Below are 515 nucleotides of genomic sequence, written 5' to 3'. Positions count from 1 at the left end.
TCGGTTACACTCTGCAAGCAGAGCATAAATGCTTTGTTTTCTTTCTTACTCGTTATTCCTACGTCAAAGAACTTATGCTCTCCTGTTGAGAGCAAAGTAGAAGCCGGTTGTCGCCAATCGTACTTCTATAGTATGTGTATTCTCACCGAAACGACCCAGTTGGCCGGTTTCTGTTGGTGGAGAATAACGGATTCGAACCGTTGACCCCCTGCGTGCAAGGCAGGTGCTCTAGCCAGCTGAGCTAATCCCCCATTTTCGTGTCCAATTGGCATCCCCAACTGTTGACAGTGGGCCTGCCTGGACTCGAACCAGGGACCTCTACATTATCAGTGTAGCGCTCTAACCACCTGAGCTACAAGCCCGGTTCCTACTCGGTCACCCGAATAGCTCCGATAAAAACGTTGAATAGTGGAAATGACCAACAGTTGCTTCTTTGTGAACGAGGCACTCACTCACGAGTCGGACCGCTCCAGAAAGGAGGTGATCCAGCCGCACCTTCCGGTACGGCTACCTTG

The 515-nt window shown here is 50.7% G+C and carries 2 tRNA genes; both read right to left on the bottom strand.

What is annotated here, in order from left to right:
• Nucleotides 1–174: 174 nt before the first annotated feature.
• Nucleotides 175–251, bottom strand: a tRNA-Ala gene (locus tag LGH74_RS24775).
• A gap of 37 nt (nucleotides 252–288) precedes the next feature.
• Nucleotides 289–362 (bottom strand) — tRNA-Ile (locus LGH74_RS24770).
• Nucleotides 363–515 lie beyond the last annotated feature (153 nt).

Origin of the sequence: Hymenobacter lucidus, assembly GCF_020447265.1 — a bacterium.
Classification (GTDB): domain Bacteria; phylum Bacteroidota; class Bacteroidia; order Cytophagales; family Hymenobacteraceae; genus Hymenobacter; species Hymenobacter lucidus.
Note: the sequence above shows the minus strand (reverse complement) of the source record. Positions and strands in the feature narration are given on the sequence as shown.